This window comes from Odoribacter laneus YIT 12061, from assembly GCF_000243215.1.
Lineage (GTDB): Bacteria > Bacteroidota > Bacteroidia > Bacteroidales > Marinifilaceae > Culturomica > Culturomica lanea.
On the sequence record NZ_JH594596.1, the window covers coordinates 586416 to 611563 of the forward strand.

30 protein-coding genes and 4 pseudogenes are annotated in these 25148 nt (G+C 37.5%); 24 read left to right on the top strand and 10 right to left on the bottom strand.

Features of this window, described 5'->3' with window-relative positions:
* Window positions 1–22: 22 nt before the first annotated feature.
* The 3 genes from HMPREF9449_RS16485 to HMPREF9449_RS02440 are packed head-to-tail and all read left to right on the top strand — an operon-like array spanning window position 23 to window position 954.
* Window positions 23–244 (top strand): hypothetical protein, encoded by a 222-nt coding sequence (locus HMPREF9449_RS16485; protein WP_147640012.1) that lies wholly within the window; start codon window positions 23–25, stop codon window positions 242–244.
* A gap of 56 nt (window positions 245–300) precedes the next feature.
* Complete coding sequence (locus HMPREF9449_RS02435) at window positions 301–612, top strand: helix-turn-helix domain-containing protein (protein WP_009135641.1); 312 nt, start codon at window positions 301–303, stop codon at window positions 610–612.
* Between the two features lie 36 nt (window positions 613–648).
* Window positions 649–954: a helix-turn-helix domain-containing protein gene (locus tag HMPREF9449_RS02440; protein ID WP_009135642.1), complete on the top strand. Its 306-nt coding sequence runs from the start codon at window positions 649–651 to the stop codon at window positions 952–954.
* A 32-nt stretch (window positions 955–986) separates the two neighbouring features.
* Here HMPREF9449_RS02440 and HMPREF9449_RS16075 read toward each other — a convergent pair whose 3' ends face one another.
* From HMPREF9449_RS16075 to HMPREF9449_RS02460, 4 genes and pseudogenes are all read right to left on the bottom strand, one after another.
* The gene (locus HMPREF9449_RS16075; RefSeq protein WP_071987174.1) at window positions 987–1310 is read right to left on the bottom strand and encodes a hypothetical protein; all 324 of its coding nucleotides are present in this window, start codon (window positions 1308–1310) and stop codon (window positions 987–989) included.
* The gene (locus tag HMPREF9449_RS02450) at window positions 1307–1681 is read right to left on the bottom strand and encodes a hypothetical protein (RefSeq protein WP_009135643.1); all 375 of its coding nucleotides are present in this window, start codon (window positions 1679–1681) and stop codon (window positions 1307–1309) included. Before HMPREF9449_RS02450 ends, HMPREF9449_RS16075 begins: the two co-directional genes overlap by 4 nt.
* Window position 1682: 1 nt before the next feature.
* Window positions 1683–2924, bottom strand: coding sequence for a site-specific integrase (locus tag HMPREF9449_RS02455; RefSeq protein ID WP_009135644.1), 1242 nt, complete (start codon window positions 2922–2924; stop codon window positions 1683–1685).
* A 21-nt stretch (window positions 2925–2945) separates the two neighbouring features.
* A pseudogene (locus HMPREF9449_RS02460) lies at window positions 2946–3374 on the bottom strand (tyrosine-type recombinase/integrase); the annotation flags it as partial.
* Window positions 3375–3615: 241 nt separating this feature from the next.
* Here HMPREF9449_RS02460 and HMPREF9449_RS02465 point away from each other — a divergent pair.
* Window positions 3616–4842, top strand: coding sequence for a site-specific integrase (locus HMPREF9449_RS02465; protein ID WP_009135646.1), 1227 nt, complete (start codon window positions 3616–3618; stop codon window positions 4840–4842).
* Window positions 4843–4907: 65 nt separating this feature from the next.
* On the opposite strand, the gene HMPREF9449_RS02470 is transcribed toward HMPREF9449_RS02465, so the two are convergent.
* The 5 genes from HMPREF9449_RS02470 to HMPREF9449_RS02490 form a co-directional block, all read right to left on the bottom strand.
* Entirely contained in the window at window positions 4908–5210 is a 303-nt protein-coding gene (locus HMPREF9449_RS02470) for a helix-turn-helix domain-containing protein (protein ID WP_009135647.1), read from the bottom strand.
* A 6-nt stretch (window positions 5211–5216) separates the two neighbouring features.
* Entirely contained in the window at window positions 5217–5513 is a 297-nt protein-coding gene (locus tag HMPREF9449_RS02475) for a MerR family transcriptional regulator (RefSeq protein WP_009135648.1), read from the bottom strand.
* A 246-nt stretch (window positions 5514–5759) separates the two neighbouring features.
* On the bottom strand, window positions 5760–6053 hold the full coding sequence (locus HMPREF9449_RS02480; protein ID WP_009135649.1) for a helix-turn-helix domain-containing protein: 294 nt from the start codon (window positions 6051–6053) through the stop codon (window positions 5760–5762).
* Between the two features lie 81 nt (window positions 6054–6134).
* Window positions 6135–6428: a DUF3876 domain-containing protein gene (locus tag HMPREF9449_RS02485; protein WP_009135650.1), complete on the bottom strand. Its 294-nt coding sequence runs from the start codon at window positions 6426–6428 to the stop codon at window positions 6135–6137.
* Window positions 6415–6729 carry a helix-turn-helix domain-containing protein gene (locus tag HMPREF9449_RS02490; protein ID WP_009135651.1) on the bottom strand — a complete coding sequence of 105 codons (315 nt, stop codon included), beginning with the start codon at window positions 6727–6729 and terminating at the stop codon, window positions 6415–6417. Before HMPREF9449_RS02490 ends, HMPREF9449_RS02485 begins: the two co-directional genes overlap by 14 nt.
* Before the next feature lie 225 nt (window positions 6730–6954).
* On the opposite strand from HMPREF9449_RS02490, the gene HMPREF9449_RS02495 reads away from it, so the two are divergent.
* From HMPREF9449_RS02495 to HMPREF9449_RS02555, 13 genes are all read left to right on the top strand, one after another.
* Entirely contained in the window at window positions 6955–7569 is a 615-nt protein-coding gene (locus HMPREF9449_RS02495; RefSeq protein WP_009135652.1) for a TetR/AcrR family transcriptional regulator, read from the top strand.
* A complete protein-coding gene (locus HMPREF9449_RS02500) occupies window positions 7559–8515 on the top strand; it encodes an Acg family FMN-binding oxidoreductase (RefSeq protein ID WP_009135653.1) in 957 nt (318 codons plus the stop codon). The genes HMPREF9449_RS02495 and HMPREF9449_RS02500 overlap by 11 nt, the downstream gene beginning before the upstream one ends.
* A gap of 66 nt (window positions 8516–8581) precedes the next feature.
* A complete protein-coding gene (locus tag HMPREF9449_RS02505; RefSeq protein WP_009135654.1) occupies window positions 8582–9304 on the top strand; it encodes a hypothetical protein in 723 nt (240 codons plus the stop codon).
* Complete coding sequence (locus tag HMPREF9449_RS02510; protein WP_009135655.1) at window positions 9301–9825, top strand: hypothetical protein; 525 nt, start codon at window positions 9301–9303, stop codon at window positions 9823–9825. Before HMPREF9449_RS02505 ends, HMPREF9449_RS02510 begins: the two co-directional genes overlap by 4 nt.
* A gap of 82 nt (window positions 9826–9907) precedes the next feature.
* Window positions 9908–10135, top strand: coding sequence for a hypothetical protein (locus HMPREF9449_RS02515; RefSeq protein ID WP_009135656.1), 228 nt, complete (start codon window positions 9908–9910; stop codon window positions 10133–10135).
* A gap of 19 nt (window positions 10136–10154) precedes the next feature.
* A complete protein-coding gene (locus HMPREF9449_RS02520; protein ID WP_009135657.1) occupies window positions 10155–10535 on the top strand; it encodes a hypothetical protein in 381 nt (126 codons plus the stop codon).
* A 155-nt stretch (window positions 10536–10690) separates the two neighbouring features.
* Complete coding sequence (locus HMPREF9449_RS02525) at window positions 10691–11023, top strand: helix-turn-helix domain-containing protein (RefSeq protein WP_009135658.1); 333 nt, start codon at window positions 10691–10693, stop codon at window positions 11021–11023.
* Between the two features lie 284 nt (window positions 11024–11307).
* Window positions 11308–11892, top strand: a complete 585-nt coding sequence (locus HMPREF9449_RS02530) for a BfmA/BtgA family mobilization protein (protein WP_009135659.1) — start codon at window positions 11308–11310, stop codon at window positions 11890–11892.
* 4 nt (window positions 11893–11896) lie between these two features.
* The gene (locus HMPREF9449_RS02535) at window positions 11897–12838 is read left to right on the top strand and encodes a DUF5712 family protein (protein WP_009135660.1); all 942 of its coding nucleotides are present in this window, start codon (window positions 11897–11899) and stop codon (window positions 12836–12838) included.
* Window positions 12839–13134: 296 nt separating this feature from the next.
* A complete protein-coding gene (locus tag HMPREF9449_RS02540) occupies window positions 13135–13680 on the top strand; it encodes a toll/interleukin-1 receptor domain-containing protein (RefSeq protein WP_009135661.1) in 546 nt (181 codons plus the stop codon).
* 12 nt (window positions 13681–13692) lie between these two features.
* Window positions 13693–14061 (top strand): TIR domain-containing protein, encoded by a 369-nt coding sequence (locus HMPREF9449_RS02545; RefSeq protein ID WP_009135662.1) that lies wholly within the window; start codon window positions 13693–13695, stop codon window positions 14059–14061.
* Window position 14062: 1 nt separating this feature from the next.
* A complete protein-coding gene (locus HMPREF9449_RS02550) occupies window positions 14063–15508 on the top strand; it encodes an SIR2 family protein (RefSeq protein ID WP_009135663.1) in 1446 nt (481 codons plus the stop codon).
* A complete protein-coding gene (locus tag HMPREF9449_RS02555; RefSeq protein WP_009135664.1) occupies window positions 15508–15999 on the top strand; it encodes a TIR domain-containing protein in 492 nt (163 codons plus the stop codon). The genes HMPREF9449_RS02550 and HMPREF9449_RS02555 overlap by 1 nt, the downstream gene beginning before the upstream one ends.
* Window positions 16000–16331: 332 nt before the next feature.
* Here HMPREF9449_RS02555 and HMPREF9449_RS02560 read toward each other — a convergent pair.
* A pseudogene (locus HMPREF9449_RS02560) lies at window positions 16332–17144 on the bottom strand (phage integrase SAM-like domain-containing protein); the annotation flags it as partial.
* 281 nt (window positions 17145–17425) lie between these two features.
* Between HMPREF9449_RS02560 and HMPREF9449_RS16815 the strand changes: the two are divergent.
* The 7 genes and pseudogenes from HMPREF9449_RS16815 to HMPREF9449_RS02595 all read left to right on the top strand — a co-directional run bounded on the left by HMPREF9449_RS16815 (window position 17426) and on the right by HMPREF9449_RS02595 (window position 25145).
* A complete protein-coding gene (locus HMPREF9449_RS16815) occupies window positions 17426–17635 on the top strand; it encodes a tyrosine-type recombinase/integrase (protein ID WP_315969412.1) in 210 nt (69 codons plus the stop codon).
* A gap of 120 nt (window positions 17636–17755) precedes the next feature.
* Window positions 17756–18207 (top strand): annotated as a pseudogene (locus HMPREF9449_RS02565) (LexA family protein).
* A gap of 241 nt (window positions 18208–18448) precedes the next feature.
* Window positions 18449–19723 carry a tyrosine-type recombinase/integrase gene (locus tag HMPREF9449_RS02570; protein WP_009135668.1) on the top strand — a complete coding sequence of 425 codons (1275 nt, stop codon included), beginning with the start codon at window positions 18449–18451 and terminating at the stop codon, window positions 19721–19723.
* Window positions 19692–20684, top strand: a complete 993-nt coding sequence (locus HMPREF9449_RS02575; RefSeq protein ID WP_009135669.1) for a tyrosine-type recombinase/integrase — start codon at window positions 19692–19694, stop codon at window positions 20682–20684. Before HMPREF9449_RS02570 ends, HMPREF9449_RS02575 begins: the two co-directional genes overlap by 32 nt.
* A gap of 4 nt (window positions 20685–20688) precedes the next feature.
* The gene (locus HMPREF9449_RS02580; protein ID WP_009135670.1) at window positions 20689–21702 is read left to right on the top strand and encodes a tyrosine-type recombinase/integrase; all 1014 of its coding nucleotides are present in this window, start codon (window positions 20689–20691) and stop codon (window positions 21700–21702) included.
* Window positions 21703–22005: 303 nt separating this feature from the next.
* Window positions 22006–22960, top strand: a pseudogene (locus HMPREF9449_RS16945) (IS256 family transposase); the annotation flags it as partial.
* A gap of 1066 nt (window positions 22961–24026) precedes the next feature.
* The gene (locus HMPREF9449_RS02595) at window positions 24027–25145 is read left to right on the top strand and encodes a competence protein CoiA family protein (protein WP_009135674.1); all 1119 of its coding nucleotides are present in this window, start codon (window positions 24027–24029) and stop codon (window positions 25143–25145) included.
* Window positions 25146–25148: the final 3 nt, after the last annotated feature.

Consider the following 25148-nt stretch of genomic DNA (forward strand, 5'->3'; position numbering starts at 1 on the left):
TGATTGAATCAGACGAGATGCGATGCGGAAGAGAAATAAGGGCTTATTTCCAATCCTGCCGATGGCTTGTTCCGCCTCGTCAAGAATAAGGCAATGGAAGCCTTCCCCCTTACCTTATTATAATAAAGGAGCAACTGCCAACGAAGAGAGTATATTTTACGGAGGCATAGACGTTGCCACCCCGGACAAGTGCTACATCGTTGTGCCACAAGCTGCCAGTTTTGAAAAATCCATTGTTTTATAAATGTTTACCATTTTCTTTGCAGCGAGAAGAAGCAATGACAACAATAAATGAAGTATATGGAAATAGTATCAATCGAAAGAAAGACCTTTGAGGCGATGGTCGCCAAGTTCGACCATTTTGTCCGCCGCATGGATGCCATCTGCCAGCGGCACGGAGAGAAGAAGATGACGGAGTGGATGTACAATCAGGACGTATGCCAAATGCTGAACATCAGCCCACGCACATTGCAGACCCTGCGGGACAACGGCACGCTTGCCTACTCGCAGATAAACCACAAGACGTATTACCGCCCCGAAGACGTTCAACGCATCGTATCTGTCGTGGAAGACAGGCGTAAGGATGCGAAGTTCAAAGGAAAGGCAATCTAATCACTGAATACAATAAACCCACTAAATCCAAAGTATATGAATGAACTGATTAACAAGGACAGCGAGTGGATAATCCACTTCATGGGCAGCATCGACCGCCTGCTGGACAGCTTCGAGCGTATGACCGCCAACTATCGTCCGACACTGGGCGGCGAGCGTTTCTTTACCGACAAGGAGGTATCGGCACGGCTGAAAGTGAGCCGCCGGACTTTGCAGGATTACCGTAACGAAGGACGGATACCCTACATCCAGTTGGGCGGCAAAATCCTCTACCGTGAATCGGACATCGAGCGGATGCTTGCTGACGGCTACCGCTCCGCATACCGACTGACGGGTACATGATTTTCTTGAAGGAGCGCAGTTTGCCGTCTGCCCTATAATTGCGCCAGCAATGAAGCTTCGGCAAATAAAGAAAAAAGGAACGGCTTACAGATGAAGCGCCAAAATCCTGCTTCGTCTGTAAGCCGTTCCTTTTTTTCTGTCTTCTGATTTCCGTCAGTCGCTTGTTTCCGTTGCCGGATGCCTTTCTTGCGTATGGCAGGCAAGGGCAAGGTTTTCGGGCTGAATACGCTCAAACCTGTTTGAGGAAGATTTTGCCCGAAACGGCTCTGCCGCCCGACCTTGCCACTGCCACCAGAGCCATACGCTACCTTTGCATCCGTGCATCGGGAACAAGTGGCTGACGGAATGAACCTCAACTATACCATCGGTTGTTATCTCTGCCGCAGGAAACAAGCAATGTAACCGAAGTTCCTATTGTTCCGGCACTCGCTTTATTGATTACAAACTGTCTGAACGAGATACTTTCTTTGCTGCGTATTCTGAATGCAATGGCTATAATCATTTCAAGGCTGTAAACGTCATAGCTGATTCCGTCCGCTTGCTTGACGTATTTCATTGTGTCCAGTTCACTCACTTCCTTGTTCTTGTATATGGAACGGATTGCCTTGCGGACATGGCAGGAGAACACGCCGAACAGGTCGGCTATCTCCTGTTGCGTCATCCATACGGGTACGGTCGGCATAGTGACTGCACCCGTTTCACTGATTGTAATGATTCCCCTGTTCATACTACTCCTTATTTAATGTTGTCTGTTTGTGGTTGTTTGTCTTTTCGCCAGCCGAAACGTCCTTTCTTCGTTCCATCAGCTTGTCCATGTCCTTTGAGATTTTATCATCGGTTATCCGGGCATATCCCTGTGTGGTTCGGATGTTTGAGTGTCCCATCATCTTGGCAATGCTTTCGATAGGTATATCCGCCGAAATCAGAAACGTTCCGAAGCTGTGACGACTTTGATGATAGCTCAAATTATCTTCTTTGCCAATGATTACGCCTATCTCGTGAATCTCAAACCACAGGGCATCACGGCTCGGAAGCGGGAACACGGGCTGTTCGTCATCGGTCGTATTGTATAGTGACAATATCCGCTCCGCTATGGGATGTAGGGGAATGAACGCCTCTACACTCGTTTTCTTGCGGTTGATGCGGATGAATCGTCTGCCCTCCGCATTCGTCCCGATATGGTGCGGATGCAGGAGTTTTATATCCACATACGCCAACCCCGTCAGCGTGGAAAAGATGAAAGCCCGCCTTGCAAGTTCCTGACGCTTGTCGTACATCGGGGTGGAGAGAATTCTCTTGAATTCCTCACGGCTGATGTACTTGTGCCTTGCCTCCGGCTTTGGCTCATATTCCAAATCCTCACAGGGGTTCACACGGATAATATCCCTGTCCACGGCAAGATAAAGCAGGCGGTTCAGCCAGCACATGCATTTGTTGGTCTGGGATGAACTGAAATTCTTGCACTTCTTCAAAAACGCCTTGTAGGACTTGCCGAAATCTTCCGTCACTTCCTCAAAAGCGATGTCCTTCTTCCTGAAAGACGCGAGGTAGTCCACCAGATACTTCTGATAGTACATTGAACCTCGGTAAGTGGAGATTGAATCTATTTCCTCGGAATGTTTCCTCAACCGCTCCCTTTCCCATTCGCCCATTTGCAGGAGGGTGGTCGGGTGGATGTTGTTCAAGGTGATATGGTTTTTCAATATCTCCGCACTGACCACGCCCTGCGATTTCAGGATTTCCTCGTATGCCTCTGAAATGAGCCGGAGGTATTCCTGCAAGCGGTTGTTCTCCCTTGCGGACTTTATCTCGTTCTTCCTGCCGTTCCAGTCTTCCGGGCGGCAATAGATTCCCGTGCTGACGGCTGTCTGCTTTCCGTCAATGGTTATGCGGCAAAGGATGCCTGTCGTTCCGTCCGCCTTCACCCTGCTGCGGTTGATGTAGGGTAACAATGAAAATGTACTTCGCATATCGTTTTCTGTATTAAAGGGTTAAAGAACTAATTGAAAATCCTTGGTGGCTTCTATGAACTTGTCCATGTCCTCGAAAAGCTTCTTCGGGCTGACACGGGCATATACCTGTGTCGTGGAAATGTCGGAGTGCCCCAACATCCGGCTGATGGTCTCTATCGGCACGCCAGCTTCGAGGGTTATCAGCGAGGCGAAACTATGCCTCGCCTGATGGTAGCACAAGTTATCCTTGATACCAGCCAGTGCAGCCAACGCCTTCATGTGTCGCTTCATGTTCGGGTGATGGATTATCGGGAAGAGCGTTTTCCGTGTCTCGTCCTTGTATTTTTCAAGCAGGGCTAACGCTTCGGGTAGTAGTTTGACGCTCGCCCTGTGCTCGTTTTTCTTCCTGCGGTATTTCAGCCACAATGCCCCGTCGTCGTCCGTGTATAGGTTCTCTTCCGTGATGGCACCACTTTTAAAAGACTTCAAATTTGGTAAATCCCTGAATATTAAACATTTCAGGGATTTTCTTTTTCTCCCAATCCGCATATTTTTGGCAAAACAACGCACTTCCGTAGTGCTAAATCGTGGACAATTTTAGTCTCGAAAAAAATGTCCACGAATTGTACCGTAAGTCGTTGATTGTCTTATCGTTTGACTCTTGCTATTCTGCACGATTCAGTAACTTTAAACATTAATTTTTTAGAGTATGAAACGACAGACTTTCAACGTGCTGTTCTTCATCCGCAAAACAAGAACAGTAAAATCAGGTGAAACACCTATCATGTTGCGGATAACTATTCAAGGTCAATTAGCTGAAATGCAGCTAAAACGAACTGTTAAGCCTGAACTCTGGTCACAAGCCAAAGAACGTTGTACAGGTAAAGATTCTAAATCAGTAGAAGTAAACCGTTATCTGGAATCGGTAAAATTACGCTTGTATGAGATTCATCGAACTTTGGAAGATGAAAACAAACTTATTAATCCGATGGAAATCAAAAGACGTTTTCTTGGACTGGATGAAAAGCATAAAATGTTCTTTGAAGTATTCCAAGAACACAACGACAAATGCAGAAAACTGATCGGCAAGGATTACGCAAAGGTCACTATCTCCCGTTTTGATACATGCCTGAAATATTTTAAAGAAATGCTTCTAAAACAGTACCACCAAAAGGATATTCCGATGAAAGAAATAAATAATGCCATCATTCAGGATTATGTTCATTTCTTGAAATCAAAAAAGAATCTACAAGAGAATACCGTTATCCGCTACATGAAAGTAGTCAAGAAGATTACTAACATGGCTCTTGCAAACGACTGGATAGATAAGAATCCGTTTATGAATATCCACTTCCATGAGCAGGAAGTACATAAAGAGTTTCTAACCAAAGAAGAATTAGAAATTTTACGGACTAAAGTTTTCAATGTACCACGCTTGGAATTGGTACGTGATATTTTCTTATTCCAGTGTTGGACTGGATTAGCGTTCATAGATGTATCGGAATTGAAACCCGAACATTTGGTAACAGACAATCAAGGGAACGTCTGGATAAGAAAAGCCCGCCAAAAGACAAAAGTCATGTGTAATATTCCGCTTTTGGATATTCCGTTAGCTATATTGGATAAATACAAAGGCTATCCGCTTTGTGAAAAGAAAGGTACATTATTAACCGTTCCATGCAACCAAAAGGCAAACAGTTATTTGAAGGAAATAGCTGATTTCTGCGGAATTAAGAAGAACCTGACCACGCATACAGGGCGTCATACTTTTTCGACTGTCGTTACGCTAGCTAACAATGTTTCATTGGAAAATGTATCTAAGATGCTCGGTCATACCAATACGAAAATGACACAGCGATACGCAAAAGTATTGGATCAGAGTATTCTCCGAGAGATGCAGAATGTACGGGAGAACTTCTCTACTAAAACTACCTAAAGATGAAAACGGCTACCTAATCCATTCGGACGGTAGCCGTTTCTCTATCTTCATTATATTAAAGGCTAAAGAGAATAATCTTCTATATTATAGGCAGAACGAAACCTATCTTCCAAAACCTTCCTAATATCCGATTCACGAAACAGCACTTTGCCCGGAAATTGAATAAAAGGGAAAATGCCATCATCCCGATAATACTGTAAAGTCCTACGGCTGATTTTGAGTATAGAACAAAGTTCTTCGCTTGTCAGATACCGTTCACCCTCAAACATGGCTTTATTATTCTTCAATGCATATTCTATATAAGGTAAAGCCCTATCTAACGATTGCAATAATTCTTGGCTATCCTCATTCGTGTACAAATCCATAAGCAATTATTCTTTAGTAGTTACTTTTATTCTACCTGACTCCAATAGTTTTTGCACTTCGACAACCTTATAATATACTTTCTTGCCAACAGTCGAAAAAGAAAGTTTGCCACTCTCCCGTAAAGACTGTAATATTCGCAGAGAAATATTTAGCGAAGCTGCCAATGTCTTGCCTTCTATCCATTCTTTCTCAATACACATATCAGAGGGAGATAAAGAAGTATTATCTGCCAATGATATAATCTGTTCCAGCTTCTTTCTAAAAGAATCGAAGGAAATTCTTTCTATTGCTACTATATCCATATATAAATTACTTTTCAAAATTCATTTTCTTTTAAAGTAAGTTTTTCAGAACTCAATATGAAACATTGACAAAGGTAAGTTCCGCATTTAGCCTGTTCAAGTCCAAGCCTTCGGTTTAGAAGAAAATCTTCCTCTCACTATGTTCAAGCGTATTTTCATCTAAAGACTTGCACAGACTAAATACTTCACTGGAAAAGTCAATGATTCAAATTAAATTCCGAAAAACAATGTTTTGAGAGTGGTAGGTTATTCTTTCCAACTTTCAAAGTAGTGCTTTTGGAGCAGTTTGTCAATATCACTTTGGCGGTAGATGATTTTGCCTTTTATCTGGATAAAGGGGATTAATCCTGTATCTCGCCATTCTTGCAAGGTTCGCAAACTGACATTCAGTTTCTTGGAAACTTCATGGTTAGAAAGAAAGCATTCCCCGTTCAGGTGAGGTTTGTAATGCTTGACAATAGTTTCAATGCCATTCAGCATTGAATCGAGCGAAGAAATAAATTCTTTGACTTGCGGTGTATCTTTATTTATAAGTTCCATGATTGAAAAATTGTTTTATTGAAATATTGATTTCAAGATTGCCAGATAGCTAATCAGTTATATGATTAGCTGGTTGATAAGTTAGTTACGCAGATAATCACCTAATGATGAAATGCTAAGTACATCTTTTATCCGGTCATAATCTATATAGAGCCGCTTGGATGCAGTGGCAATAAAATACTGGCTACCATCTTTCTGTATCTCATACGTAGCAGGAGAAGCCTGTTTGGTGGTTTCCGATACATATATAATAGAAAGGAGATGTTTTTTGTCATTCCGGTAAATGATAACCGTAGGATTCAGATTAACGCTTTCCCATGTGCCGACAATGGGAAACAGGTTGAAGGACGGATAATCTTCTTTAGTTCTTTTCATAAGGCGTGGTTTGTTTGGGTGATTGATTCAGTGTTTCACTGTCTGCAATAATTCTTTCAATATCAGCAGATTTATAATAAATCTTACTGCCTATTTGAAAATAAGCCAATCTTCCGCTACTCCGATAATATTGCAGCGTTCGCTTGCTAAAGCCTAACAACAGGCACACTTCCTGACTGTCCAGCCAGTTTTCTACTTTCTGTGTATGAGTGCTGCACAAACTTTCTATCCGTTTGGCAAACTCCGTGAACCGTTCGCAGACATACGAAAATGTTCTTCTTTCGATGGTTACTACTTCCATACTTTTTCAAATTTAAATGGTTTATAAAACGTGTTGATTCTATTTTCATCGGCAAATGAAAGAAGAATCAAGAGCCGTTTTAAAAACTGTCTAGGGATGGCATAGTAAATTCAGCATTGGCTTGATAGTAAAAAACTATCTTCCACTGCAAATTTACCAAGCAAATTATTTGTATGTTTCCGATAAGTAACATATATTTGTTCCCAAATAGTAACAACATATAAAATGGCAGGAAAAAGCATAACAGGAGAAAGAGATCGGGAAGCTACTGAAAAACGGTTGCTGGATACTATCGGTAAAATGATTGCCGAAGATGGCTTCGAGAAAATTGGCATTAACGCTATAGCTACCCAATCAGGTGTTTCAAAGATATTGATATACCGCTATTTTGGTTCGGTAGAGGGACTTATGGCTGCTTACATACGGCAACATGATTTTTGGCTCAATTTTCCACTTGAATATCCCAGCCGTAAAGAACTACCTGCATTCGTGAAAGGTATGTTTCAAGGACAGATTGAGCAATTAAGGAATAATCCTACTTTAAAAAGGCTTTATCGCTGGGAACTATCTTGCAATAATGATATGATCGTAAAGCTAAGAGAGCAGCGAGAGAAAGTTGGAATAGACCTTATTAAAAAAGTGAGTGAACTAACAGGACATCCGCAGAAGGAGATAGCGGTAATGGCTTCCCTCTTGACTGCATCTATTACCTATCTGGTGATGCTGGAAGATTTCTGTCCGGTATATAACGGTATCCCCCTAAATGAAAACTCCGGTTGGGAACAAATAAACGAAGGAATTGAGGTCTTTATCAATAAGATATTTCAAAATGAACACTGATTTCATACAAATAGCCAGCTATGCTTCTAAGGCTCCTTCGGGACATAACACGCAACCTTGGAAATTTCATATTGCTAATAATACAATTACGGTTATTCCAAACTTCGAGGTTGCATTACCTGTCGTTGATGGAAATAACCGGGAGTTATTCATTAGTTTAGGTTGTGCAGTCGAAAACCTATGTATTGCGGCCAACCATTTCGGCTATACAACTCAAATAGTTGAATATAGCATCAAAGGAATCATTCTTGAATTAACAAAGAATGACCTCATGGTTGAAAATTCTCTATTCCATCAAATAGAAAAACGGCAAACAAACCGTAGTGTCTATAATGGTAATAAAGTATCGAATGAAATGCTGCAACAGCTTCAATCCATTCAAAAAGAAGATGCTGTTCAATTCTACTTTGCCGAAATAGGTACACCATTTGCCGACACAATAATCAAATACATACTGAAAGGGAATGAAATTCAAATGAATGATGCTGCTTTCAAAAATGAATTACTTTCGTGGATGAGATTTAATAAGAAACAGGTTACAGAGACACAAAACGGATTAAGTTATCTCGTTTTCGGAAACCCGCCATTGCCCGGAATATTTGCACGCCCCATAGTTCGCTTATTCCTAAAATCCAATATGCAAAATAAATCGGATAGGAAGAAAATCGGTTCTTCCTCACATTTCGTTATATATACCACGCAGAATAATACCATTGAAGAATGGCTTAATTTAGGGAGAAGTCTTCAACGCTTTTTATTAAAAACTAGTGAAATAGGAATTTCTTACGCTTTCCTGAACCAACCATGTGAAGTTACCACATTGTCGATTGCTCTACGGAAAGAGTTACCTATTAATAAGGAATATCCTACCTTGATATTGAGAATAGGTTATGCAAATCCAGTGCCCTATTCTCCTCGTAAGAATATTGAAACATTATTAAGATAATCTTTTTTTGCTTGCAATGTTCCCGATAAGTAACAAATGATATAATAACAATTTAATAAAACTAACATGAAGAAAATGGGATTGACATTCATTTATTTATGGCTCATTAGCCTTTGTTCCTGCCAAAAGGAACTAATTGAATATGAGAAAGGAGATGTAAAAATCTGCATAGAGCAGGGTGAACAATGGCTGCATGATTTTCCTTTGTTTTTGGGTATTAATAAAAAGAATCCACCGCAAATTGCTATTTGGTTGGAAGATACACAAGGGAATTATCTTTCAACGGTTTATGTAACTTATAAAATCGCCACTCAATCTTGGCAAGCATCGGGAGGAAACCGACGAAAAGAAGCTTTACCTCATTGGTGTTATTCACGTGGAGTTAAATACGATGATGGACTTTATTTGCCAACAAAGAAAGAGCCATTAATAGATGGCATATCAGGAGCGACCCCACACGAAAGCTTTGATATAAAATTAAATCCGGCAACAGCATTAAAGAAGTTCGTAGTAAAAATAGAAATAAATCATTCCACTGATTTCAATGAATCCTTCCCTAAATCAGCCAAAGATGGAGAAGCCAACTATTCAGGAGGTAAAGAAGGAAGCGGACAACCGGCAATCGTATATGCTGCCAATGTAGATTTATCGTCAGGTGAAAAATCATTTGAAGCAAATCTGGTGGGGCATAGCAGCCCTGACGGTAGTTCCGGAGAAGTTAGCAAAGATACATCGGGGCTGACAACTGCTTTACATATTGTGAAACGTATAACTGTAATTATCCAATGAAAAAGATTATTCTACTTATTATAGTTTGTTGCGCTACTGCTATTGTAACAGCGCAACAAACAGAACGCTTCACTCTTGCCACAAGTGTAGGAACAGGGATTGATATGAACGAGCCGGCAACCACTCCGTTTACGTGGCAAGCTCTTGGCTATTATGCTATCAACAAACGGCTATCGGTCGGTATCGGGACAGGATTATCTATTTATGAGAAAACTCTGATTCCGCTATTTGCCGATGCAAAATTGTTAATCATAAAGCCTAGAAAATTCACTCCTTATATAGAATGTGGCGTTGGATATAGTTTTGCACCGGATAAAAATGCTAATGGAGGTTTTTATTTGAATCCGTCTGTTGGGGTAGAATATTCAATTTGTAAAAGTAAGAAGTTATTCTTGACTTTAGGATATGAATCCCAGAAACTTGAACGGCTGAAAACGCAAAAACAATCATTGTTTACAGCTGAGTTTGCAGAGAAGTTAAGCCATCATGCTATTTCAATAAAGATTGGATTCATGTTTTAAAGACATAAAGAAATCATTCAGCAACATGTAACAGACTTTGGTCTGATTATTAATACTCATTAATTATTAAACACTCATGCCTATGAATGATTTATCAAAAACGAGGATTATCATCTTATTGACTGATTCCTCACAAAAAGTAACTGACACAGAAATGCAAGAGGCTTATGACGAATTTATCAGGTGCATAGCAACAATTGGCAGTTCAAAAGATAACTCCAATATCTTTCGGATGCTGAATCTCACTCGTATTGAGATAGCACCCTTAAAAGAGCTATATCAGTACGGGCAGGGGGAAAAATGCGCTTAAAAATTCTTATCTGCACAAAGTGCTGGCTATTATCAATGTAGAATTGGAACTATTAAGTCTAAAAATTAAGCATCCTGAATCATTTGATTCTCCCACCTCACCAACATTCGAATCAGATCTATATGTAATCCCTAAGTCAAAGGACTTGGGGATTATTGGTATTGCTGAAATAGTAATAGGGTTATCTTTTTTAGGCGAAGTAGTCGGAAAAGACGGAAAACCCGTCCCATTAGTTCGTTTAGCTCACGGTTTTGAAGTCCTTTTCAATTTAAAATTTGGAAGTATATACGATAAACTGGATGCTATTTTTATGCGTAAACCATTCAATCTGACCAAAACATTAGATGCTTTAAAGAATGCAATTAACAAAGAAGCCCGTAAACGAGCTAATAAACATTAGACAAAATGGTTTTATAATTCTCTTATTTACAACTATTTGAATTTTATTTTTAGGGGAGTAGGTAACTACTCCTCTTTTTCTAGTTCTCCATTCTGCCGATTTTTGCATCATCAATCGATTGACATTCATAATGTATCACTAAAAAATGAAGCAAAATGTATATAGACAACGAAAACTTTGAGAAATGGATGGAGAAGCTATCCAAGAAACTTACTGAAATAGGGAAAGACTTAAAATCCCTAATCAAAACTGATAAAGTATTAGATGATAATGAAAAGATACTCGATAATCAGGATTTAGCCTTTCTTCTGAAAGTATCTTTCCGAACTCTTCAACGTTATAGGGTAAGCGGTCAACTACCTTTCTTTACCATCGGAAAGAAAACTTATTATCGTGCTGGTGATATTCGGTCTTTCGTTCGTGAACGTGCCGATTTCCAAACCTACAAACAGTTTGAAAAAGCCAATCAATTAGAGAATCAGCCTTGAAAGCAAAAGGTAGCAAGAGAAAGAAGTCTGTGTTTAGGCTATTTCTCTGTGCTACCACCCCGATTTAGCAGAAACTGCTTCACCTATCGGTTCAGCCCGTTTCACTAAATCGAGCAAGAGGGAACTGGACAAGTCCTGTTCTTCCCTCTTGCCCTGCGGGGCAAAGCCTTCGGCTTTAGCGTGTTACAAGAACACGCTGTAATGACACCTGTAATAAGCATTTTCTTTTCAATGCTTATTATCAGGTATTTATCTATTCACATTTCTATAAAAAAGTAATTACCATGCCAAACAGCAGTCGAAAAACGATATTCACTACCATTTCCATAGACAAGGAAACGGCAGCTTTGGTAGAGAAAATATGCAAACGCTATTCACTGAAAAAAAGTGAAGTTGTAAAGTTGGCGTTCGGGTATATAGATAAGGCACATATCAACCCATCCGAAGCCCCTGAATCCGTAAAATCGGAACTGGCGAAAATAAATAAGAGACAGGATGATATTATTCGCTTCATTCGCCACTATGAGGAAGAACAATTGAATCCTATGATACGGGCAACAAATTCTATCGCTTTGCGCTTCGATGCTATTAGTAAGACATTAGAAGCCTTTATTCTCTCTCAACTGGAAGCAAGTCAAGAGAGACAAACAGCCGTACTTAAAAAGCTAAGTGAACAGTTCGGCAATCATGCTGATGTTATAAATAACCAATCCAAACAGATTAACGCACTCTACCAGATACACCAACGGGATTATAGAAAATTGTTTCATCTGATACAACTCTATTCGGAACTATCTGCTTGTGGCGTGATGGATAGCAAACGGAAAGAGAATTTGAAAGTCGAAATCACCAACCTGATAAACACATAGGATTATGCATATAAATTTTGCCCCACCATCAAGTGGAACATATAATAATGCAGGAAGCAGTCGACAGTTAGCTAATTATTTAGAACATGAAGATTTGGAGCGGATGGAGAAAGGAATCTATACTGATGGCTTTTTCAATCTGACGGATGACAATATCTATAAATCAAAAGTGATTAAAGATATAGATAGTAATATCGGACAGCTCCTAAAAACAGATGCTAAGTTTTATGCTATCCATGTCAGTCCATCGGAAAGCGAGCTCCGAGCGATGGGTAATACAGAGCAGGAACAATCCAAAGCAATGAAATGCTATATCCGTGAAGTGTTTATTCCCGAATATGCTAAAAACTTTAATAAAAAACTATCCGCTTCGGATATAAAGTTCTATGGTAAGATTCATTTCGATCGTAGCCGTTCTAATAATGAACTGAAGATGCATTGTCATTTGATAGTCAGCCGGAAAGATCAATCCAATAAAAAGAAACTGTCACCACTTACCAATCACAAGAATACCAAGAGCGGGATAATTAAAGGTGGCTTCGACCGTGTGAACTTGTTCCAGCAAGTTGAAAAAGGGTTTGATAAACTGTTCAGCTACAACCGACCACTAGCTGAAACATTCGAGTATTGTAACACCATTAAAAACAGTAGTATGCCAAACAAATTGAAAACACAAGAAAAAGAAATATTTTTTGCCGATGAAAATATGGGATTACAAAAATCCGCAGTTACAAAAATAGATTCAAATACATCAGTACAACAAATCAATACGACGGCAGATAAGCAAAATAACAATAATTCGACTTCATTTACAAATAAATCAACCATCCAAAACAGGTTATCTTCCTTGTTTTCTATTCTTCCATTAGCTACTGATGTTTCATTAGACGATAACCTACAACAACCCAATCTAAAGAAAAAGAAGAAGCCTAGATTAAAATTATAAGATTCTAACTTATGCACTATTCTTGCCATAGAGTTCTATAAGCAGTATACAGACAAGACAAAATGTCACATAAGAATATTGCGACAAAGGAAGCCATTTCTTTTTATGACATTGTGTCCGTATTTCACACGTGGCATATTATTTGGGTATTTTTTTATAACGACTGTTAGGTCATAATCTATTTTTGAAAGACAAGCTATCTGAATATTATACATCTATTACTTTTAGTCTTAAATGTTATATTCCCCTAATCTGTTTTTCTTTATCATTAAAAACAATAAAATAAAACATAATTCATGGCTATTATTACCAAAAACAGGCTCTCTGAAATATCAAATAATAAATCAGGGGGATACACACAAAAATCAATTATTCTAAATGAATCAAGAAGCTATAGTAGAGGTTTCTATAAAACATCTATATTTTTATCACATAGTCATCTTGATAGAGATTATATAACTGATACTGTTGTTTTTCTCAGAAAAATGGGAGTAAACGTCTATATAGATTGGATGGATGATAATATGCCGAAAGAAACTAGCGGTAAAACTGCAGATATTTTAAAACAAAAAATAAAAGAGAATGATAAATTTATATTTCTAGCAACGAATAATTCTATATCCTCAAAATGGTGTAATTGGGAAATAGGCTTTGGCGATGCACATAAATATATAGATAGAATTGCACTACTTCCTTTAGCTGACAACTATACAGAGTGGAAAGGAAATGAGTATCTCCAAATCTACCCTCATATTGTTGAATCAGATTATACAAATGATTATTACAAAGTTATTTTCCCTAGTGGAAAGGAAATGAGTCTTTATGAATGGTTAAACCGTTAATTATTAAATATTATGAAGAAAAGAGTTTTTATTAGTTTTGATTTTGACAACAACTTAAGTCTAAAAAATCTACTTGTAGGTCAAGCAAAAAATCCTGATTCTCCTTTTGAGATATCTGATTGGTCATTGAAAGAAGCTGCTCCTGAATGGGATTGGATGTATAAAGCCGAACAAAAAATAAAATGTTCAGACATTGTAGTTGTAATCGCTGGTACATATACTTATTGTGCTTCTGGAGTGAAAAAAGAAATTGCGTTGGCAAGAAAGCATGACAAGAAAGTAGTCCAAATTAAACCTATTGGAACTAATCCAATAAGGGTTTATGATGCAGGTGTAATGTACGATTGGACTTGGGAAAATCTCAAAAAATTACTATCATAACATGAAAGCTGAATTTGAATCTTTCGTTAGAGATTTCGTTAATCATCTACGGGATAATAATGTTGCAATATTTGCAGGTGCAGGACTTTCGAAGGCTGCAGGTTATGTCAATTGGAAAGAATTATTAGAAGAAATAGCAGAAGATGTTGGGTTAAAAATAGAGCTGGAAGATGATTTGATATCTTTGGCTCAATATCATGTAAATCAAAATAATAGACATAAAATAAATCAGAAAATATTAGATGAATTTGTTGAAGGGAGCAACCCTACTGAAAATCATGTAATATTAAGTAGATTACCAATTGCAACATATTGGACTACAAATTACGATAAGTTATTAGAAGACAGTTTAGCCAAAAATCACAAAAGATATGATGTTAAAATAAGAGAAACAGATTTTCATCATTCAATACACAGAAGGGATGCTGTCATTTATAAAATGCATGGCGATGTAAGCAACCCCTCAGAGGCCGTAATTACTAAAGAGGATTATGAGAGATACTATTTATATCATAATTCGTTTTTAACAGCGTTAAATGGAGACTTGACTACTAAAACCTTTCTATTTCTCGGCTTTAGCTTTACAGACCCTAACATAACATATATAATTAGCCGTCTTAATAATGTTATTGATAAGAAGTCAAGTAGGCAACATTATTTATTTCTAAAAAGACCTATTATTGGTGATAGTAATATAACAAATGAGGCTGAATTAGACTATGCGAAAACAAAACAAAGACTTCTGATTGATGATTTAAAAATAAGATATAATATAAAGGCTTTGTTGATTGATGAATTCTCTGAAATTACCGATGTCTTAAAAGAGATAGAGAGAAGATATAAAAAGCAAACAATTTTCATATCTGGCAGTTCATGTGGAGAGTATGGGAGATTTGGAGAAAAACGAGCTACCGATTTCATACATAATCTAACTAAGCAGATTATACAAAAATCTTATACAATCGTAAATGGTTTCGGTGTTGGCGTTGGAAGTGCAGTCATTAATGGAGCTCTTGATGCAATTGATTCTGAACCTCAAAAATTCAGCGACTCACAATTAGTGATGAAACCTTTTCCACAATTTGTACCTGAAGGAAAAAATATTCAAGAGCTATGGGAAGCTTATCGTAAAAGGATTATTCCAATAGCAGGTATTGCTATTTTTGTTTTTGGGAATAAAAAAGATACTACTGGAAATGTCGTACTTGCTGACGGTGTCAAAAAGGAATTTAATATTGCTATAGAAAATGGAGTGATTCCAATACCTATTGCAGCAACTGGTTACATGAGTAAAGAGATATTTGATATTATTTCAGAAGACTCGTCTAAGTATCTCGCTCCTTATAACTGGCTGTGGAAAGAATTATGTCAAATGGACTCAGATGTAATATCAGAGGATGAGATAATAGACAAAGTTATTAATATAATTTTAAAATTAAACAAATAATGGGAAGAAGAGTATTTACTAGTTTTCATTATATTCCAGATAACTGGCGAGCTAGTCAGATTAGGAATATGGGTAAAATTGAAGGAAACGGTATTGTTTCTGCAAATAAATGGGAAGAGGTTACCAAAGGGGGGAATAAAGCTATCGAAAAATGGATAGATGACAACATGAGTGGTAAATCTTGTGTTATTGTTTTCGTTGGTGAAAATACTGCAAATAGAAAATGGATAGATTATGAGATAAAAAAAGCATGGGAAGAAGGACGTGGTATTTTTGGAATATATATTCATAATCTAAAAGATCGAGATGGCAATCAAGCCAATAAAGGTGATAATCCATTTGATGGTTTTACTATCAATGGAAAATCAATGTCATCTATTGTAAAATGCTACAATCCACCATATAAAACTAGTACAAATGTTTATGAGTACATAGAAAATAATATTGAAGATTGGATTGAAGAAGCAATAGAGATTCGTAATAAATATTAGTAGTGCGGCACGAAAAAAACTACAATATATTTGTAACAAAATAAAATACCCTATCTTTGTCTCCAGTATTCTCCATGAGTAAACTACCGCAAAAGCACGTAGCTAATTAGTGGGACAATTCATGAGATATGCTTGAAGAAAAAATATAAGGTTTTAAATATCAGCGTGGTAACTCCAACAGGAGAACCTCTGATGATATTGAGACAATGAGATATTTGAAAATAGGATCGTTCTTATAGCGAGCAAAACGATAAAACATAATCGTGTGCTAAATCATGTGGATTTCCAAATGGAAGAAACTATAAAACGGTGATAATCAACAGAGAGAAGATAAGAGTTCTCTTGCTGGTGGAACTCACATCGGCGTATGATACGCCAGTATAGCAAGCAAACAGGAAAAGGTCGCGTGCCAGTATGTGCGTCTTTCGGTACGAGGGGATTTCCACATCACGGATTTTCTCGAACGATTCACGGCTCAATGCTCGTGGGGTTCTTTCAGATTGTTTGGGCAATGTGAAATGTTGGAAATGGCATTTCTCGGAATACCCTTTCTTGTAAGCAAGGCGGCAAACTTTCTTCAGTATGGCAAGATGATGTCGGACGGTGTCAATCGCATACCCCTTTTCTTCCATGGCGAAAGCCTGATAGTCATGGATGAACTGCTCCGTCAGTTGTCCGAAAGCCAAATCCTTGACCTTGTACCGGGTCTCGATGAACTCTCGGAGTGCCAGCCGCATATAGTGATAGCCGGGATAAGTGCCTTTCGCACGGTCTATGCCGATGCGTGCCTTGATGTCATCGCATACGGCATCCGTCATTTTCATGAGGGTCATCTGCGTTTCCATGCTGCCTTGGAAAAGGTCTTTCACATCGGCGGCATCGAAATCAATCTTGCGCTCCACAAGGTTGTCGAACGCCGTGAACAGCAGCTTGTCTATCTTGGCATTAGTCTCAACCGCCTCGCGGCTCTTGCCGTTCAGACGGCTCTCACGTGGATTCCACAATTCGGGTGTGCAGGACAGCTTGCATCCGAACTGTGCCATCGTGCGGTTCACCGTAATCCGTCCCATTATCGGGGCTTTGCCCGACTTGTCCAGTCCGCTCTTTTTGAGGTAGAGCAGCACCTTGAATTTTTCTACTTTCATAACGCTTATATTTTGGTTGTGCAAAATTACTTGCCATATAAGCGTTCCTTGATATGCAAAACATTGTGTATGAGCGCAAACGAAACGGTGAGGACTTCATTTTACTTCTTTCCGTTAGCATTTTCCGTTTCGGTAACAGGGCGGCTAACGTTTTGGTAACTGAATAACCTCAATATTCTGTCCCCTTTTGCTTTTTCTCTATTTAGCAGAATACGGAAATCTTACTCATTTCAAACGACTTACGTTTTTACTTCACATCCTCGCTTTTCCTTGCATTACCTATCACTTTTCACACTGCCCGTCATACTTTTGCCACTACAATTTGTCTGACAAATGGCGTACCACTTGAAACCGTACAGAAACTTTTAGGGCATAAATCTATTCGCACGACACAGATATATGCAAAAATCGCCGATAAAAAGCTAACTGAAGATATGAACATGTTGTCGGAACGTCTACGAGATAAACAACGAATTTCAATAGCTATATGAAATAAGGGAGTTTTAAACTCCCTTATAAATTTTAACCCATAAAATTATAAGTATTCATAAACTATCTTATAATTAACACTTTAACAATGTTGTGGCTTTTTAAATTGCTAATTTTGCATTATGGAAAAGCATGTGGTGATTGAATTATTTTCTGCTGACGTAACAACTGAATTAAAACTAAACTTTGCAGAGGGGGTATTTTTGCCGGGTTTCCAAGCCCTGCACAAGATTATATGGAGTTATCCATTGATCTAAACACCGAGTTAATAAAACACCCTGCGTCTACTTTCTTCGGGAGGGTGCGGGGTAATTCCTTGTGCGATGCAAGAGTTGAGGAAGGGGATATACTTGTTATCGACAAATCCCTGTACCCGTCTGACGGCGATATGGTAGTAGCTTTTATAGACGGTGAATTTACATTGAAATTTATTCATTTTGAAACTGACGATACCGCCCCCGATAAGATATGGTTAATGCCTGCTAATGATGCTTACCAGCCTATCATGGTCACACCGGATAATGATTTTTTGGTTTGGGGCGTTGTCACTTACACAATTAAGAAAAGGAAATAAAATGTTCGGTCTGATCGTTATGTAAAGCTTTACATAACAATGAGTATGTAAAATTTATGATTATGTGGAGAAGCTGGTTCGTTCATGTCGTAAAACTCTTATATCCAATTCTTAGCTATAAATATCTCTTCACATAATATTATCTCCAAAGATAGCTAAAACTTTAGAGATTTTTTATTTACTACCGACATGGAATCCATAACTTTATAGTGTTATCAACAATTATTAACTCTATAAATTTATGGCTATGAACTTAAAATCGTACAATCAACTAATCTCTCAGGCAGCATCTTATATGCTTGAGAAAATGAATTTAAGTCCTACTACTGTATATGAATACAAGTTGGCGTGGCATCATCTAAGAGACTATATGGCAGAACATCATATTGTAGATATATCCCGAAATGTAAGTGATAAATATTTTTTGGAAAAATTCGGCAGTAATAATTATGTCGAATTAAAGATGGTAGGACAAAGAAAGGCGTTCAAGGCTATAAATCGACTAATCGAGTATAAACTGACGCAACAAATGAATTTCGTATACCCTAATAATAATCAGATAAATTATGTCTTTGAAGGAAAAATAGGATTATATATTAATACCTTCATAGCTACACTTAAATCCGAGAATATCTCATCGCTTTCAATAAATAAATACGAGCGATATCTTTCGATATTTAACAATTTCCTAATCAAATCCAATATAACGACAGTTCAGCAACTAACGTCTTCGCTATTGCTCACTTATATTCAAAGTTTCGATAAAAACGAGCCACCATACAGGATAATACACAGTTTAGCAATAGTCACTCGTTTTTGCAAATTTCTTTATAAAACTGGAGTAATAAGTATTGATATATCTAAACGTATTCCTCGATATAAGAAAGTAAATCAGCCACAAATACCATCTGTTTATTCCAAAGAAGAGATAGTACAGCTATTGTCATCAATTGATAGACAGACAAGATTAGGAAAAAGAAATTATGCAATTATACTATTAGCTGCAAGATTGGGATTAAGATTATCAGATATTAGAAATCTAAAATTTGAGAATATACAGTGGGAGGATAATCGCATCGCTATCACTCAATATAAAACGGGAAAAGGTCTCGCCTTACCTCTTTTGACAGACGTAGGTAACGCTATTTATGACTATATAAAGTATGGGCGACAAATATCGGACAGTCAATATGTATTTATTCCTGAGCGATCAGGCAGAGATAAACTCCTTATCTCATCTATATATACGATATTTCTCAAAGCGTTTATTAAAAGCGGAATAAAAACTGCCGATCGTAAACGAGGTCCTCACTCTCTTCGACACAGCCTTGGTTATGAGTTGCTTCAGCAATCTACACCATTACCTTATGTGAGTGAAGTGCTTGGTCACAGAAATACCGAGTCAACTAAATATTATATGCGCATTGATTTAACCTCGATGCGTAAATGTGTCATTGATGTTCCTGGTGTAAATAATCAGTTCTATGAGCAGAAAGGAGGTTGTTTTTATGAATAGGGAATTTTTAAGTATTTTTGCATCTCATTTGGAGGATTTCCTTAATCTTAAAAGAAACCTTGGCTATAAATATAACGGTAGTGCATATATACTTTATAATATAGATAAATGTATCTGTGACAACAATCTTAAAATATTGTCTATTAATAAAGAGTTCGCTTTGAACTGGTGTGCAAAACGCTCAAACGAAGCTAACAGAACATGGTATGGGAGAGTTGTTGTTTTTAGAGAATTTGCCATATATCTTACAGAAAATGGTACTGATGCGTATGTCCCAGCTAGACCAAAACATCCAACGGATTCATACGTACCGTATGTTTTTACGCACGATGAAATAGAACGACTGTTTGAAAGCGCGGATAGTTTAAGACTCGAAAAGTTGGAGATGCGCTCTGCAATATTCGCGATACCCGTTCTGCTGAGATTTCTATATGAAACAGGACTCAGGGTGAGCGAAGCTATGGCATTGAAGAATAGAAATATCAGCCTGGTAACAAAAACAGTTCTTGTTACTAACTGCAAGAATGGTAAGGACCGGTTAATTCCAATATCTGACTCTCTCGTAAAGATTTGTCAAACATATCTGTATTATAGAGATATGCTCAATATAGTTACCGACGAAAATAGCTATTTTTTTGTGTCAATCAACGGAAATAAATTATATCAGACTATTGTCTACCGATGGTATAGAGTATGTCTAGAAAATGCTGGAATACCTTTTATGGGTAAATCAAAAGGACCGAGAGTACATGATCTAAGACATACATTTGCTGTTCATTCAATGGCATCTATGGCTGACTCCGGATTGGATATGTATGTATCTTTACCTATACTATCAACCTACATGGGACACGATTCTCTCAAATCAACCGAATACTATGTTAGACTAACGGCAGAAATGTTTCCATCAATAGTGAACAATCTAGAAACTAATTTTACTGAAATTTTCCCAAACATATAATACCATGAAAACTACAGACTTTGCACAACATATATCTTTCTTTTTATCACGGCACCTTCCCAATCAAAAAGGTGCGAGCAAGAATACTATCAATTCATACCGTGACACTTTTGTATTGTTTCTACATTTTGCAGAGCAAACAAAGAAGATTCCAAGAAATCGGCTTACAATCAAAATGATGACACGTGAAATGGTAATTGAGTTTCTTGATTGGTTGCAAAATACAAGGAAGTCAAGTAACGTAACTCGCAATACTCGGCTTGCTGCTATCCACTCGTTTTTTGATTACCTACAATATGAAAACTTAGAGAATATATATGAATGTCAGAGAATTAAAGCTATAAAATATAAGCGAAAAGAGAACAAGTCGATTAACTATCTTTCAATTGATGGTATAAAATTGCTTCTGAAACAACCAGATATAACAACATCAAAAGGTAAAAGAGATTTAGCTTTGTTGTCACTGATGTATGATTCCGGAGTAAGAGTACAGGAAGTAATAGACTTAACTCCTTCGGCAATAAACATTCAAAAACAATCAACAATCAGAGTTGTCGGTAAGGGTAATAAGGCCAGATTAATTCCTTTATTAAATGCTCAAGTTAAAAATTTAGTTTCGTATTTGATTGAACTTGGTCTAAATAAACCTCAGGCGGGTGAATATCCACTGTTTAATAACGGTAGAAATGAGATGTTAACAAGAGCCGGGGTGTCATTTATTCTGAAAAAATATGCGATAATGGCAAGAAATGAAAACCCGGTACTTATACCAGAAACCATATCTCCTCACTCTTTGCGACATTCAAAGGCAATGCACCTGCTTCAAGCTGGTGTACCGCTGATATATATTAGAGATATTTTGGGGCACGTGTCAGTTCAAACAACAGAAATCTACGCTCGAATTGACACTAAACACAAATTTGAAATTATGCAGAACATATATGTAGATATCGTTCCAAATGAGGAATGCCCTAAATGGCAAAATAATGATATACTTACTTGGTTGAAATCATTTTGAAAATTATGGAGATTGTCACTAATCCCCATAATCTTTCTCGTAGACAACTCTATGATTTGAAGTAACTTTACCATTGAGAATGTAAATTAAACTGTGTTAATAAAGTTAGTATTTTTCACCTGACACAGTTTAATTTACACTCTCAATAACATCTTTTTTAACTGATATTGTCTATAATTGTGTAAATAGGAAACTACAGGAAACAATCTTGTAGTTTTTCTTTTATATATAACCTTGACAAACTGTAATTTTATGGAAATTCCCAAAGACTTCTTGCGTTAATTTAAGACGGAAGAAGATGTAATTAACTTTCTAACAGACTTGTATGCCCGAGTATTAGAACAAATGCTAGAAGGGGAAATGGATGCTCATTTGAGCTATGAAAAACCTTCCCCCTCAAATAGCAACAGCGGCAATTCCCGTAACAGTAGCTACGAGAAAAAAATCCAGATCCAACAGGGCGAATTCGAGCTAATTGTAGTTCCCAAACATCAAACTCCGTGGCTTATCCATAAAACGGCTGGTAATCTCTTTGTATGCCAAAGGCATGAGTGTTTCGGACATCGAAGAGGAAATGAAAGAAATTTACGGCATCACCCTTTCAACCTCCGCCATATCCATTATCATCAACAAAATATCACAGGCAGCTATAGAATGGCAACACCGTCCCTTGGAAAGTCTTTACCTGATCGTCTGGATGGATGGAATCATCATCAAGGTCAAAGAGAGCGGAAAAGTGATAAACAAAACCGTCTATTTATGCATAGGGCTTAATAAAGACGGGATGAAGGAAGTCCTGAGCATGTGGGTTGGCAAAAGCGAAAGTTCTTCTTTCTAGATAGGAGTATTGACCGATTTAAAAGCCCGTGGCATGAAAGGCATATTATAACGGTAACGATAATCTGAACGGATTTACCCAGACGATCAAAAGTGTATTCCCGGAATTCATCACCCAGATATGCGTTGTGCATCAAATTCGGAATTCCTGTAAATATGTGGGGTGGAAAGAAAAGAAGGAGTTTACAGCTGATTTAAAGAATATTTATAATGCTCCCACCCCAAAAAACGGCTGCTCTGGAACTTGATCTTTTAGAGCAAAAATGGAGTGGAAAATATCCGTATGCTATCCGCTCACGGCGAACAAACTGGGATAAGCAGACTTCTTTCTTTGATTTTCCCGTAGAGATAGTCCTCGTTCCCGAATGACGATACTCTCAAAAAGTCTGTATATCTGGCTATTATGGTAATTGAAAAGAAATAGTGTTAACCTATTTGGAACTAGGGCATCTAAATCGCAGTATTAATCTGTGCAATTTCTATCATAGCGAAAACCCTATCGGGGATTCCTTAAACTCGTTATTAAGTTGTGATTATCGTCTGTAATGCATTACGACTTCATATGGCACTAAATTACAACTTTTCCAAAATTCATATCCAATTCTGTTACTATATAGTACTTTCAAATCAAGAGAGTTAATATTCAAAAATGCAATAATTTTATTAAATGCTGTTTTACCATACCCTTTTCGTCTAAATAGCTCTACAATAAAAAAAATGTCTTATAAATATGGGACTTTTGCTATTATCAATTAATGTATACCCAATATGTTGGTCTTCTACACTAAAAATAATTGCCAAATATCCACTAGAGATAAATTCATGCATTCGGACTTCTAATTCCTTTATTGTCATGTTATTATTGCTCCCTCCGTTGTCGACAAGAGATTTATTAAAGATTGCCAACTCCAAACAGTCAGTATGTGTTGCAATTATAAATTTTAATTCTTTGAACATATTCTTTCATATTCCTTTATAGCGTCTTTACTATGCATTGCAAATATTATATTAAGATCTCTATGCACCAACACCGGACGACTTTAGAAATTCGTTACAGTTGTGGGATTCAAAGGGTAGTTTAAGTTGGCATTTTAAATGGGGATTCGGAAACAGTCATTTTTGGCTTAAACAAAGAACAACACCCGGAAATAATAAAGTGAACGAAAAAAGAGTTTTAATAGCCCGATTCTGAATTGAGTTGCCCGTACAGAAAACCTGTGCGGGCAGTTCTTTTTTTTGCCAGTCGTCGCAAAAAAAGAACCCAAAAAAAGACTTACACCCCGAAGGGATGAATGCCCGAATACGCCCGTATCCGGGCAATTGGTTTTATATAAAAGTTATATGCTATTATCAAATTAAAACATAATTTATATCTTTGGGAATAGATTGTTATAACTCACTAATAAATAAAAATGGCTTGATTTTAGCCATTATTGGGATAGTTTCAACGGTGATGTGACAGCAGGAAGGAAATAAAAGATAAGATCATGATTCAGTTTCACAATGCGACCGATACAGATGATAAAATTATCAATATAAATGATGTGACACGGGATAATCGTGCCGAACATTATTTTTGTATAGGATGCGGAAAGGAAATGAGTGCCGTTTTGGGTGAAAAGAGGGAACACCATTTCAGGCACAAAGAAGACACTTGTAGTTGGGAAAGTTATCTACACCAATTAGGCAAAAAATTAATCAAACAAAGATTTGAAACGTCGACTGAATTTATTGTACAATATTATGGTCAAAGTACCTGTCAGAAATGGGAGGAATGCAAGCTGAGAAAATCTTGTGGACAACTGAAATGCCAGTCAAAATTATTGTTTTCGGTTGATCTTAAAAACAATTACGACACTTGCGAGGAAGAAGCAGGATACAAGGGATTTCGGGCTGACTTAAAACTAACGCACAGTGAGTATCCTGAACGTGAACCGATTTTTTTAGAAATTTTCGTGACTCATGAATGTAAACCCGATAAGATAGAATCGGGGATTAAAATTATCGAGATAAAAATCGATTCAGAAATAGACGTACTTCGACCAATTATAGAAAACGAAGGTTCTATGGTAGAGTCCAAACCATATACTCCCTATAATGTCAAAACTATACCACCGATTCGATTTTATAATTTTGAGCGAAATGTGAGACCGGAATATCCCTTAAATCGGTTTTATTTGTATCGGGACGGGAACGGGTTACTACGTGGATGTTGCGAACAAAATAAAATCACCTGCCAGAATGTCGAAACGGAACACAACGATCTCTCACTTTTTGAGGTTGCAATTTTAGAGAAATCAGTTCCAAACAAACAGCAATATGGTTTATACTCTTTAGGCTTGGCGTTGGCAATAAAAAAAGGATTTAAAATAAAGAATTGTTTTTTCTGTAATCGGTTCAGAAGTTGTGTCTTAATAAAAACAACTAATCAAATAAATCCACAAACAGGTAAACCTGGGGTTATTCGTGTTCCGAATCATAAAATTTCAAAAGACTTAGATAGAACTAAGATTGCATCGTCATGTCCAAACTATCAAACTGACAATTATTTATGCAGCCGTATTATTTCCTCATTCAACCCTGATACATATTGGGAATGGTTGTGAGAT

What these genes read in the sequence shown, in the direction of transcription:
- HMPREF9449_RS16485 (WP_147640012.1), top strand. Translation starts at nt 23, where the DNA reads ATGCGGAAGAGAAATAAGGGCTTATTTCCAATCCTGCCGATGGCTTGT.
- HMPREF9449_RS02435 (WP_009135641.1), top strand. Translation starts at nt 301, where the DNA reads ATGGAAATAGTATCAATCGAAAGAAAGACCTTTGAGGCGATGGTCGCC.
- HMPREF9449_RS02440 (WP_009135642.1), top strand. Translation starts at nt 649, where the DNA reads ATGAATGAACTGATTAACAAGGACAGCGAGTGGATAATCCACTTCATG.
- HMPREF9449_RS02450 (WP_009135643.1), bottom strand. Translation starts at nt 1,681, where the DNA reads ATGAACAGGGGAATCATTACAATCAGTGAAACGGGTGCAGTCACTATG.
- HMPREF9449_RS02455 (WP_009135644.1), bottom strand. Translation starts at nt 2,924, where the DNA reads ATGCGAAGTACATTTTCATTGTTACCCTACATCAACCGCAGCAGGGTG.
- HMPREF9449_RS02465 (WP_009135646.1), top strand. Translation starts at nt 3,616, where the DNA reads ATGAAACGACAGACTTTCAACGTGCTGTTCTTCATCCGCAAAACAAGA.
- HMPREF9449_RS02470 (WP_009135647.1), bottom strand. Translation starts at nt 5,210, where the DNA reads ATGGATTTGTACACGAATGAGGATAGCCAAGAATTATTGCAATCGTTA.
- HMPREF9449_RS02475 (WP_009135648.1), bottom strand. Translation starts at nt 5,513, where the DNA reads ATGGATATAGTAGCAATAGAAAGAATTTCCTTCGATTCTTTTAGAAAG.
- HMPREF9449_RS02480 (WP_009135649.1), bottom strand. Translation starts at nt 6,053, where the DNA reads ATGGAACTTATAAATAAAGATACACCGCAAGTCAAAGAATTTATTTCT.
- HMPREF9449_RS02485 (WP_009135650.1), bottom strand. Translation starts at nt 6,428, where the DNA reads ATGAAAAGAACTAAAGAAGATTATCCGTCCTTCAACCTGTTTCCCATT.
- HMPREF9449_RS02490 (WP_009135651.1), bottom strand. Translation starts at nt 6,729, where the DNA reads ATGGAAGTAGTAACCATCGAAAGAAGAACATTTTCGTATGTCTGCGAA.
- HMPREF9449_RS02495 (WP_009135652.1), top strand. Translation starts at nt 6,955, where the DNA reads ATGGCAGGAAAAAGCATAACAGGAGAAAGAGATCGGGAAGCTACTGAA.
- HMPREF9449_RS02500 (WP_009135653.1), top strand. Translation starts at nt 7,559, where the DNA reads ATGAACACTGATTTCATACAAATAGCCAGCTATGCTTCTAAGGCTCCT.
- HMPREF9449_RS02505 (WP_009135654.1), top strand. Translation starts at nt 8,582, where the DNA reads ATGAAGAAAATGGGATTGACATTCATTTATTTATGGCTCATTAGCCTT.
- HMPREF9449_RS02510 (WP_009135655.1), top strand. Translation starts at nt 9,301, where the DNA reads ATGAAAAAGATTATTCTACTTATTATAGTTTGTTGCGCTACTGCTATT.
- HMPREF9449_RS02515 (WP_009135656.1), top strand. Translation starts at nt 9,908, where the DNA reads ATGAATGATTTATCAAAAACGAGGATTATCATCTTATTGACTGATTCC.
- HMPREF9449_RS02525 (WP_009135658.1), top strand. Translation starts at nt 10,691, where the DNA reads ATGTATATAGACAACGAAAACTTTGAGAAATGGATGGAGAAGCTATCC.
- HMPREF9449_RS02530 (WP_009135659.1), top strand. Translation starts at nt 11,308, where the DNA reads ATGCCAAACAGCAGTCGAAAAACGATATTCACTACCATTTCCATAGAC.
- HMPREF9449_RS02535 (WP_009135660.1), top strand. Translation starts at nt 11,897, where the DNA reads ATGCATATAAATTTTGCCCCACCATCAAGTGGAACATATAATAATGCA.
- HMPREF9449_RS02540 (WP_009135661.1), top strand. Translation starts at nt 13,135, where the DNA reads ATGGCTATTATTACCAAAAACAGGCTCTCTGAAATATCAAATAATAAA.
- HMPREF9449_RS02545 (WP_009135662.1), top strand. Translation starts at nt 13,693, where the DNA reads ATGAAGAAAAGAGTTTTTATTAGTTTTGATTTTGACAACAACTTAAGT.
- HMPREF9449_RS02550 (WP_009135663.1), top strand. Translation starts at nt 14,063, where the DNA reads ATGAAAGCTGAATTTGAATCTTTCGTTAGAGATTTCGTTAATCATCTA.
- HMPREF9449_RS02555 (WP_009135664.1), top strand. Translation starts at nt 15,508, where the DNA reads ATGGGAAGAAGAGTATTTACTAGTTTTCATTATATTCCAGATAACTGG.
- HMPREF9449_RS02570 (WP_009135668.1), top strand. Translation starts at nt 18,449, where the DNA reads ATGGCTATGAACTTAAAATCGTACAATCAACTAATCTCTCAGGCAGCA.
- HMPREF9449_RS02575 (WP_009135669.1), top strand. Translation starts at nt 19,692, where the DNA reads ATGAGCAGAAAGGAGGTTGTTTTTATGAATAGGGAATTTTTAAGTATT.
- HMPREF9449_RS02580 (WP_009135670.1), top strand. Translation starts at nt 20,689, where the DNA reads ATGAAAACTACAGACTTTGCACAACATATATCTTTCTTTTTATCACGG.
- HMPREF9449_RS02595 (WP_009135674.1), top strand. Translation starts at nt 24,027, where the DNA reads ATGATTCAGTTTCACAATGCGACCGATACAGATGATAAAATTATCAAT.